This is a genomic window from Candidatus Kaelpia imicola, from assembly GCA_030765505.1.
Lineage (GTDB): Bacteria > Omnitrophota > Gorgyraeia > Kaelpiales > Kaelpiaceae > Kaelpia > Kaelpia imicola.
Genome location: JAVCCL010000014.1, coordinates 1 through 11,866, shown reverse-complemented (window position 1 = coordinate 11,866; position 11,866 = coordinate 1). Strand labels below are relative to the sequence as shown.

The following is an 11,866-nucleotide window of genomic DNA, read 5'->3' as shown; positions in this document are numbered from 1 at the left end:
CTTATCTGACCCTCCTCAATATATAGCCTAAATACTGCATAGCCTCATTTATCCGAGAAGCCAAAGATGAGGTAAGATAGACTCTTAAGCTTCCCTCTCTAGAAATACCATTAAACATTGATTCCAACATATTACGCGTTCTTTTCTTGCCTAAACTCCATCTTCCAAACTCATTCTCTGCAGTAATCTGATTCTGCCAATCTTGAACGGTATATCTCTCGCCAAAACGATACCCCAAAAGATTTGAAACCTCGTTCATTATCACATAGACCATTCTAGTGGTATCATCTTTAAGAAGCTCTAGATTCATAAGGTAATCATCTAATAACTCTTGCTCTGTTCCATTTATTACCTGACCCCAGGCTTCATTAGAATAACTACCACTCATCCCGGTATGTGAAGAATGAGTAAGCACGCTAAATTCATCAAAACTATCTGTAACCTCAAAATGATTTCCAAAAGGTTTAAATCCCATACCACCTGAAGCAAGTAAACCTGCTATATTGAATAACAGATAATCTGGCTGAGCATCATATTCAGCCATAGTCTGCTCAAAATCTCTTCGGAAGAATAAGAACCCTTTTGGAGTTCTACTACCATCGCCTAAGACCAAAGCTGGGGCTATAAGAGACTGCATCCTCTCATCATGTATATACTGAGGCTGCAAGAATTTGGTTCCTTTACTATATCCAGGCACCATTGCTGTAGCCAGTTTTATTCTGCCGTCTCTAGGGTCAAGCAACAGTCCCAGAGGAGATACACCGATACCTCCATCTTCACCCCACTCTTCTCTTATAAACTGTGCATATATCTGTTGTGAGATATATTCAGAGACTATACCTAATTCATCGCCGTGTTTAAGCATCATCAAGCTACCATCCTCTGCTCTAAATATCTCCATAGGTCTATCTATATCCCTAGGATAGCCAAGATTTTCACTGTATTGAACACCGTCAACTACTAAGATTCCATCTTCATTAAACTCGGCGTTCAACTTTGGTTCAACCCATTCATAATTTCCTATATCCTGCCTGATCCACATATATCCAATTAGATATTCAAAAGGAGTAGCAGTAAGAGTCTCTACTATGTCGATACTCCCTTTAATATCATCAAAATTTATTAAAGCTTCTGTAACTTTTCCTGCGCCGACCGATGCCACTAAAGCCTCTATTACAGATTGATATACCTTAGGAGTTCCAAGAGCCATATATTCTTTCACTGCATCCTCTGAATTATTAAAATTACGACTTGTGATTCTTTCAAGTTCGGTCATGAAAAACTCTTTTGTCTCTCCTTCTGTTGGAACCAACTTCACTAGAGCATTCTCATAATCTTCTCTTGTATATGAAGATATATCTATATCTGGAGATATAAATTCTACTCCTCTCTCTTCTAAATGCCTGCGTAAAGCAAAAATGCTTCCTAAGGCAGCGTTTCTAAGCTTTGAGCCTTCCTCTTTTGTATTCCCTTCTATATATAAAGCAGCTCTAAAGATCTCGTCTCTCATCTTATTTAAAAGATCAACATCTCTATAATAAGTCTCACCAACAGTTCTTAATGCCCAACGCCTCTTTTCAAAATCAACACTTTGATCAAAACCTGCAGCCAAAAGTTCTTCAACAATCTTAGGAGAACCTATTTTAAGAATGGTCTCACCTAAAGACTCAATCCAAACATCACCTTCTGCCTCTAAAAACCTATCTTTAAGATAAGCAATCAGTTCATCTCTGCGATCAGAATATAATGTCGGTTTTACATAAGCTAAACTTGAAGGAAGAACATGCCTTATAGCTTCAGAGCTATTGCTACGAGCTATCTCTTCCATTAAATCAGGGTTATCATCAAAGCTTATAGATGAAAGAGCATCTGTTATAGCCCACCAGCTCCAAAACTCCTGATCTGTTGAAAAAAGATCTGAAGTTTGAGCATAATTAGAATCTATACCAAAGTTATTAGCATTCTCTATAGCTACTAATGCACGTTCTAAAACAGGTCTCCATATCTCTTCATCTGCTTCGATATCAATACCGCTCCATCTCTGCGCAGAGAATAACTCTCTTAAAACCTCTCTGGCATTTCTCCATAAAACCTCTGCGTTAAGGAAGCCTCCTGTATCTAGATCTTGAACTCTGGTATTAAGTATATTGAATATCCCTTCTAAGGCACGTGTTCTTATCTCTTGAGGTAGATTTTTATTAGTATAGATCCACTTTAATTCCCACACTCCGGCAATACGATTTTCAAGTGAATAATCATCCAGGTAGAGAACCTGCAGTTTATCCATAAAATCTGTCATCTTAGCGGTAAGGTCGGGAGAACCAGATACTGCTAAATCTTCCCAACTCCATTTTCTAAAACCAGGAGATAGGGCTCTAAATAAGAGAAGCTTACTTGAGTCCTCTTCTATTCTATTCTGTTGAATAATCTTCTCGACTATCAAAAACTTCTCTGCATCAGGAGTGCTTTGAATCCACTTGCTCTCTCCAACTTTCTCTACCTCTTTTATTAAAGCATTTATTGCTTTTGTTGCTCTAGTGCGAGCTGCTTTACTATGTGTTAGATTATATTTTATTTCATTCAATGCAACATCTCTAATAAACTTCATCCAGGAGAGAGGACTGCTACTACCTTTTAACCAATCATTGTAATCACTAAGCATCTCCTGCATCTGAGGAGTAACAAAATACTGCTCAAGATAGGTAGGGTCAACCCATTCATTTGTAGTAGTAGATCTTGCTCTACGCAAACAGAGATCGCCTGTAGAATAAGAGAGTAGATTTATAGATAGAGCTATTAGTAAAAACAAGAATATAATAGTTGTTCTCTTCATTATATCCACCCCTCTCTGTCTCTGTACTTAACCACTGCTTTGTTTATCTCTTCAATATACATCAGGAGCCCATTCCTTACCCTAATATCAATCTGGGCGAGCTCTTCAGGAGTTAATGAGGAAATTCCACCTATAGCTACTTCACTAAAATTAGTTCTTAAATAAGACTTCTCTAAAGAGTTAAGATCCTCCCAAACCTCATCAATAGTTCCGCCATCTTCTATTAGTCCAGCCATCCACTTAACTCGCTCTGTATAATCATGATTAGAATCCTCTCTATGAGCCATAAATAATGCATCCCCCACTCCTATACAACCTCTAAAATTGGCATCTCCTAGAGCACGTGTTTCAACATCTGCTATTGCATTAACATAGTTCATATTCTTTGCCGATTTATTTGTCAGATAATTAGTAATTCCAAAAGTCAGATAAGGTAGGCCAAGTACTGTACTAAGCGCCAAAGTAAATGCTCCCTGACTCAAAAGAATGGGAAGGCCTATTAAAGCTGCACCTATGACCGGAGCAATAAAGTAGCTGTATGCTCTCCATTGATTAGTTGAAGGTGTAAAACCTGTATATATTGAACCTGGAGAGATAAGAGATTTTATATCGCTTTCGGTAATATGATAAACCTCTCCGGCTTCTATATTTATTTTATCCAGTATCTGTACAACAATATTATTAATTGCAGCTCTAGGATCTATTCCGAATTGCTGTAAGACACTAGAATCTATCTCTGTTGCCATAGTATCTAATGCTGCATCTACAGTATATCCCTCTCTTACTAGATTGATAATCTGTTGAGTCAAAACAGCGGTACGTGCTATCTGAGCCTGATTGATTCTTCTTGTTAAAACCTGTATAGGCACTATAGGCATCAGAAGTTCATTACTTCTAAAAATATCATAGATAACATCAGCAAGTTGCTTTGCATGATAGGCAGGTTTTGTCGCTAAGAACCTATCCCAATTGCCTTGAGATGTATCTTCAAAAGCAGCCATGAACTCTTCTGCAGCTTGTTCATCAATAGTAACTAAATCGCTGTCAGATTCCGCATCTAATTGCTTTTCAAAGAATGCAGCCGGAGCTAAGACCTGCGGCATAAGTATTAGCTGGCCTATTAAGACAGTCGCTAATAATGTACCCGCAAGAACAGGCATAGTCTGAGCAAAAGCCGAAGATATTGCTCCTGTTGCAATAGTAAGACCTAAGAATAGACTATAGATCTCAGGTGCTCTACAGAACCAGCTGGCATCATTATATACCTCAAGAGCCTGCTGAGCCATCACAGGATCATCGGGCAGCTCAATCGGCTTTAAGTCCATGCCTAATTTCTCAACAATGTATCTATAAGCACCATGTCTTGCATAGATACTTCTATAAAAATTCATGTCATTAGATTTTAAAAATCTGGACATTGAACCTAAGTAGGTGCCGTCTGTAACCTCTTTAGTCTCATTGTATGTAATATAGCGGGTCTCATATGCAAATACACCCTGAACCTGAACAGTCTTCATAGCTCCTGACTCGTGCCAATCATGAGCTATTTCCCAAGGATCCGTTAACTCATTACCCGGCTGCATAGCTATCTCTGCATATGCATCGGCAACAATCCAGACTTTGCCTGTAGACTGAACAAAGGTACGAATCTCCGTCGCAGCAGAGTTATGCCAGTAGAACCTCTCCTGAGCGCTGTTAAAGAAGTCTGTTAGAAGAGATGACTGAGGATTGGCAACATGCAGATCCGGCTGAAACATTACAGTGCCATCAAATCTGGAATCAGCCCTTGCAGTTGCTACCTTAGCTGCCATCTCAACAGCTTGATTTACTCCTATAAAATTACCCGAGTCAAGAGTAAAGAGATGGTCTATCTTCCCCTCTTGTACAATCTCTGCAATTGTAGAATTTTCTCCATAATATCCGCTTATCCAGCCGGTATCTTCTAATTGGTTTAATTCATCTTCAAATATAATTAAATCCGCAGCTGTTGGATTATATTGCGTTTTGTAATATTCTAAAGCACGAGCCTTAAAACTAGAATCAAAGATACCAAATATGGGATCATTCTGAACTCTGGCAAAAGGACCGTATAGCGACTCATCAGTATAAGTCTTACCTTCATATATACGAGGACCCATACCTCTGGTAAAGAGACCAATAGCATCCTGATAGGCTCCAGGCTTAAATCCCAGTCTCTCGCCAGCTCTTCTAGCACTAAATAATATTTGGACAGACCTACCGTACTCAGCTCTTAATTTATGCACCAAAGAGACCATCTCCAAGAAATCTTCATTGGAAGGATTTCCATCTGTAACAATCGTAAGATAAAGATTCTTATTTAATTCTCTAGCTACATCTAAATCTGTTACTCCTCTAAGAATCTCATCCAGTGTTTTATTTTCACCTCTCTGTTGAGATTCTGTTAACCTCTGCTTTGCAATGCCGGTTTTTATAGCAGTCATAACTGTTTCAGATACAGCTCCTCTATTTAAACTTTCCAAAGTAACAATGTTGCCTTTAATGCTATTACCCATTGACCTTGCCCAATCAGAACCCTCTGTTTTACAGGTATAGAATAATGCTAAACCTTCATCAAATCCCTCATCACTAAATCTATAATCTAAGACTCTCTGATTAGATTCAATGTCATACCTTTCAGGTTTTACTGCCAAACTAACCAATGCAGAAGCAGTAAATTTATTCAATGCAACATACATAGGAAATAGAGCACCCGCATGAGCACAGAGAGTAGCTAGCTCACTTACTCCAACTCCGCCTGCAAAGAAAGGCATATGGGCTGCAGCATAGATACCTACCATAGCTCCGCCTACTGCCTGTGCAGCGCGGCGAACCGACCTTGAATTTATAGAACTCCATTGAGTTAAAGGCTCAGTTACTTCTTCCCCTGCCTCAATAGCTGCCAAGCGATTTACCTCTGTCATTAAATCTCCAAAACCTTCTATAGTAGTGAGTGCATCAACAAATTCACCGTTTACTCTTAGTGAATGAGGAACTATCTTCTCTGGATCAAATCCCATCATAATATGAGATGCATCCGGTTCTCCTTCATATAAAAACTCATCAACAGTGCTATCATTATGTGCTATAGAGACTTTCCAGATGCCATCTTGAACAGGCACAAACGAATAGCGAGCAGTATATTCTTCGACTGCTCCTTCTGAAGCTTGAAAACCATCAACAAAGAGATCAAATACATAATTATTGCCTTCAAAAGACTTTACAGAGACTCTGTTTTTCTGAGTACCTGCAATCTTAGCACCGTACTCTAAAAGCTGCTCTCCGGCTTCAACTCTATCATAGACTTCACTACCACTATAGAGAGTGACCTCTAACCTTACATCTTCACCGCTATCGTTATCATATATCTCTACAAGACTGTCGCCATTCTCTGTGAGTTTTACACGCGAACGATATGCAATGCTGATTATAGGCTCTTCTTCTGTTCCTACATTAACAAGCTCTTTTACACTTATATATCCGTCTTCTCTAGACTCAATTATTCCGGTATTACCTTCATCAGTATAGAACAGCTTTTCAACAGCTTCAATCTCACCTTGGTCAGATTTCTTTATAATTGTTACTTCACCGTTTTCTGTATCTAATAAAATATCGTAATCAACACCATTTACAGTCTGAGTAAAAGGAACTATGCCGCTTATGCCGACTAAATTAGGGTGCATAGCAAGGCCAGTAGTAACTTCTCTACTTCTACGGCAAAGACTATCATAATCTTTAGATAATGCAGGTGCAAAAGAGAGTATCTGGGTTGTAATAAATAGCTCTACTACAACCACCAATAGAATTTTCCAGGCTTTTAGATCTTTTCTATTTATTATTCTAGCCATTGCACGGAACCTCCATTCCATAGCTCTTCAAATTCAGCCCCTTCCATCTCTATGGTAATTATACCATATAATGGGTCAATAAACCTGACTTTTGGCGTGGCTGTCGTCATAGTATGGCTTATAAATGCTTGCAGCACAATAACTTGCCTACCATCGTTTAAATTAATTAAAGCAGGCCTTGACACCGATGGTGGATTAGACATCCTTATTAAATCATTTAAAGAAGCTACTTCTTGTTCGGCCACAATCTGATAGATCCCATTATAGCCTCTCTTGCTACCTCCTGTGATATCACCTGAGATAATGAACTCGGCTCCGGCTTCGGCTTCGGCTTCGGTTTCAAATTTAAATTCAAATCTTATACTTTCAATATTACCCCAGTTAGTAGACTCAGAAACAGCGTCTATAAAGGTGTAAAGATTGCCTCCAAACTGAAGCGTATAGATAGTATCTGTTATCTCCGTAACCTCTAAATCCCTGGCTGTCGGTTCTACTCCGGTTATCGCCTGGGCAATCTGCCTAAAGTACCACTCATCTCCTTCCTCTATACTACGCTCACCTCTAGCATCTCCTGTATACTTTCCTTCATATAATGTGCCCTGGATATAACCCTGCCAAACTTCATCTGACAACCAGCTCCAATCTTCACGCCCTTCATCGCTCATCCAATCAACGCTATAAGGACCATATATTGGAATGGCTACCTCTCTCCAGCTATCTGTAACATTCTCTATCGGTATTCTTAGCTCTTCGCCGTCTTCTGTAGTTACAATCATATCAAAAGATACGCTCTCGCCCTCAGGAGCTTTGACCATAAACTCAAGCCAAGAAGCTTTAGAGAAATCTCCAAAGAGAAGCGGAATTGAGTATCCCTTTTGACTAGCATCATAGCTAACTCTGATACCTGAATTCCCGTCATAACCCTCAACTATATCCTCTTGAGGAATATTTCTATCTGCAATAAGGAAATTAACAACACTCTCAGCGCTCATTCCCAAAATATTTGTTAAAATCCCGCCTTCGCTATTATCCTGAATATTACGAATAGTTTCAGACAACGCTCTTCCTCGAGCAAAACCTGCAAGATCTAACTTTATAGGATTAAAAATCTTATCAAATATTCCCTCTTTATCATGTTCGTTGTAAACTATATCAAACTCTCTACCATATATTCTTTCAATAAGATTTTTGACTCTTGCAGCAAGTTTTAAATTATTGATCGTAAACTCTATCGCCTCGGTTATCTGGTCTTCTCTACCTTCTTCTATAGCCCTAACGAGTATTCTGTCCAAAGAGATTGGGTTTGTTGAGTTAGGCCACCAGCACCTTACATCTTTTATTCTCTCTCCAACCTCTTTCTCCCAGGCAACAAGTACACCATAAGGTTTACCGGTAGGATCTAATAGGTCTACATCTTGACCAATCAAAAACTCTACATAAGGCTTTATTGCTGTTTGAACTCTAAATTTAACTTCATAAAGCTTTTCTTCCATCTCCCAACCCCAAGTATCAATGAGCTGTCTAGCCCCTTTAGAGAACTCGCCTTTTTCGGTCTCAGTACCTTCATAGAGAGGCATTAAAACCCCTGATTCTTCAGGTATCAAGCTATGTATCTGCCAGTTTTCATTAAGATACTTCTCTAATTCAGGATAACATGCTGTACGAGGAGCCTCTCCTGGATCTGTTAAATCAGCAACTATCTGTTCTTTACTTAAAACAGGAATAAACTTTTCACCGTCCCAGCCCTGCCACATAACAGAAGCCTCATAATCATACTTGACTATAATATCGACAGCTGCTCCAATATGTTCAGAATTATCAGATAAATAATCAGTCAATTCAAAGAATGCCTGTTTTTGACCCTGATACCAATGCTGGTTCTTATATATGACAAATTGTAAAGCCATAGCTTCTACTCTTTCTTTGGTATCTCCCAGTAAAGATAAATCTTTAGGTAGATAATCTTGGGCTTGCCTATAATAATCATCATTTACATCAAGAAAATATCTAAGTATATCGACTCCATTCTGCCTCTTATCATTGTCAATCATAGCCTTAGCAATCTCATTAACCTGCTCAACCATAAACATAGCTCTCTTATAACCCTCTACATTTGAATCTTCATCGGTTATTCCAGCAATTCCAGCTTCAATATTCTCTTCTATTGCTGAACTAGGAATGAGCGTTGCTATATCGACATCATAACCATCCAATCTGCTTTCGACATCATAACCTAAAGCTTTATATACCTCTCTTAAATCCTTATCTTGAGCACATAAGTTCCAAACGGTACCTGATATAGCATTTAAAGCATTTAATCCAAAAGTAACTATATCAAAAGTGTAATTTTCAGAAGCAATAAAACCCTGTTCAGAATTAAAAGATGTTCTAAATCCAAAATCACCGTCTGCAAGTTTAGGATTGGTTAGCCACTGATACCATAGTGTAAACAGAGATTCAGCAGGTAGTGCTGCTAAATTAAGAGAGTAGATTGAGAAAGTGCCATCGGGAATAGTTTCAGGGACTAAGAAAGTATTATATTCCTTATCAAATGGCGGTAAACCTTGACCCATATTATAGCCTTTTCCAAGCATGGCGGTAGAGCCAACTTGGGCCGTATAAGGAGTAAATCTATCGTCGAACTGCAGCGCTGCAATACGGTTATAAAGTAAGCTAAGGATGCTCTGCATATTCCAATCAGTAGGTTTATTGGCGTCTCCATCAGTACCTCTTAAATCAATAGGAATAAGACTAGACACCCAACTGGCACCATTAATTGAAGGATAATATTCAGGCATACCTTCAATTAAAATATCATCTAACATAAGCTCTATTCCGTCTATCTCAAAAGAAGAGTCTGACGACGAAAGCCTTTCCGGATACCAGCTGCCACTCAAATCAGCTATAGATTCCGGTTTATTACGAATTATCCATAGCGCACGAATAAATTCATATGTCATTTCCTCCTGACTTCTATAGACCCATGACTCTGGAGTAAAACCGTTATACCCATAACCATCCTTAAAAGCTTCAGGTAACCAAGCCATATAATAACGGTCATTCGTATCATTCCAAAATATACCATCCATATCAATATTATCTATAAATTCAAACGCAAGCTCTTTAAGTTCAGGGAATTCAGGGAAGACCATACCGGCAACATAAAACCCGACCGCGGTTAACATAGTATCAATGATTGAAAGCTCAATATCTTCATTACTTCTTTCATAATTATTAGTACCGATATAGTGATACAACCAACCGCCCCATCCAAACTGCTTAATCGCCTCTATCTCTTCGTAATTTATTCCCTTTATATAATCTGCAGATGTACCATCTAAAATATTCATAGCCAATTCTTGAACAGCAGGATAATCACTTGCCTTTCCATGCTTAATAGCATAGTAGTTCTCAATCCAGAAAACCCAGTTTTCTTTGTTGTCTACTAATCCATCAAAAGTAATGCTACGTAATTCAACACGATCGTCTTCGTTTAACATAATAGTTTCCTGATCAGAATACTTCAGCTCTCCATTGTATAAAGCTATTAAATCTTCTATTAAGTCTAATGAATATTCTTTTAAAAGAGCTTCTACCCAAGGAGAATCTGGCTGTCCATTCTGTACCTCTATTAAAGAATCCATTGTAAGCCTAATCATATCCTGAACACTTTGAATTTCAGGATTGGCAGCTGTCAACATTGCTATATCTTCTTCTTTTAATACTCCTTCGGCATAAAGAGAAGCTATGTACGCTACGCCTAGACCCAAACTTGCAATATTTGCATCAGGAGCACCTGGAGTATCCAGTATTAAAGATGTACGCGGATCATAAACTCTAAGCATAAAATCTTTTCCATTTTCAAAAAGAACCTGTTGAATAAAATCGCTATCGCCCATATCATCGCTCTTAACGTTGTTCTGATAAGTAAGCTCTGGAGTACCAAAAAGAGAGCTCACATTAGGCTTCAAGAAAGTAAGCGATTTTATCTTCTCATATACCCCTCTAAGATCATTGAAGCTATAGCTAGTATCTACAATCTTATTCCCGTTATACCCAGCTTCATCAAGCAGTTCCACCATGTTAGATTTAACATCTCCTGTATAATCCATAGATATCCAATTCATAAAACCTTCTAAAGATCTTTCCTTTCCAACAATATCCATTAATTCAAATATTTTTTTGATAGCAAAATCATTGCGTATCCTGTCAGTGATAGAATCTCTCCAGGAATCCGAAAGACTATCTATACCCAACCGTTCTTTTGTTGTTCTTATTTCACTTTCAATAATATCTTCAATAAAACCTTTTTCTTCTTTTGACAAAATCCAACCATAACGCTGGTAAGCTTTTTCTCCCAACCAATATACGGCATTAGAGAAAGTCGAACCTTTGCGGGAAAGCTCGGTGAAAGAAGAACCGTCTTCCGACTTAAGCTTAAAACCCGTATAGACTTCAATTAAAGGTACTATCTGAGTATCGATAAAATCATAGACACCGATTGTATTTTCGTTATAAGGCTTGCTCTCAACCAACTGAGAAAAGACGCTCTGTTGAATACTGCTTAACTCTGATTCATCTAAATCTCTTGTCGCTCTCTCTATAATGGCATCTTTATCACTGCTATCTAAACTAAAACATTCGCCTAACTTTTGAATAACCGCTTCTGCAAATAACTCTAAAAAAAATCTATCATTATCAAGAGCATAGTTAATAGACGATGCCGGCAGATAATAGCTCTCCTCTCCCTGTTTAATTAGATATATCCTCCCGCTATCTCTTGAAGCCAAAAAGTCCATATTTGATCTTAAAAAACCTGCTTCAAGTATAGTACGGTAAGGATATTCGGTATCTATTCTATTAAGCCAGATATTGTAGATACTTTTATAAGCACTTAACTGGTAAGGATTTGCGCTATTAAGAATATTCTGAAACTCACCTTCATTATATCCAAACAGATTTGCAATTACCGGAGTCAATATATATCTCTGTTCAAGCATAGGAAGTAATTCGGACTCTAAACCCATGCCTTCTTTAACAACGTTAAAATCATTAAGACTAAATCCCGCCGCTGTTTCAATCTTACCATGAGTAAAGGTTTCTGTTTTACCACGTGAAGTTGTATCGTAACCTTCTACGTTGAAACGGAATCCGATAATTATATTCT

General features: G+C 38.2%; 3 protein-coding genes. All 3 read right to left on the bottom strand.

What is annotated here, in order from left to right; translation table 11 throughout:
- Position 1: 1 nt before the first annotated feature.
- Positions 2–2,833, bottom strand: a complete 2,832-nt coding sequence (locus tag P9L98_02315; GenBank protein MDP8216140.1) for a hypothetical protein — start codon at positions 2,831–2,833, stop codon at positions 2–4.
- On the bottom strand, positions 2,833–6,699 hold the full coding sequence (locus P9L98_02310) for a hypothetical protein (GenBank protein MDP8216139.1): 3,867 nt from the start codon (positions 6,697–6,699) through the stop codon (positions 2,833–2,835). The genes P9L98_02315 and P9L98_02310 overlap by 1 nt, the downstream gene beginning before the upstream one ends.
- On the bottom strand, positions 6,687–11,866 hold a 5,180-nt coding region (locus tag P9L98_02305), incomplete at its 5' end, for a hypothetical protein (GenBank protein ID MDP8216138.1). The genes P9L98_02310 and P9L98_02305, both read right to left, overlap by 13 nt.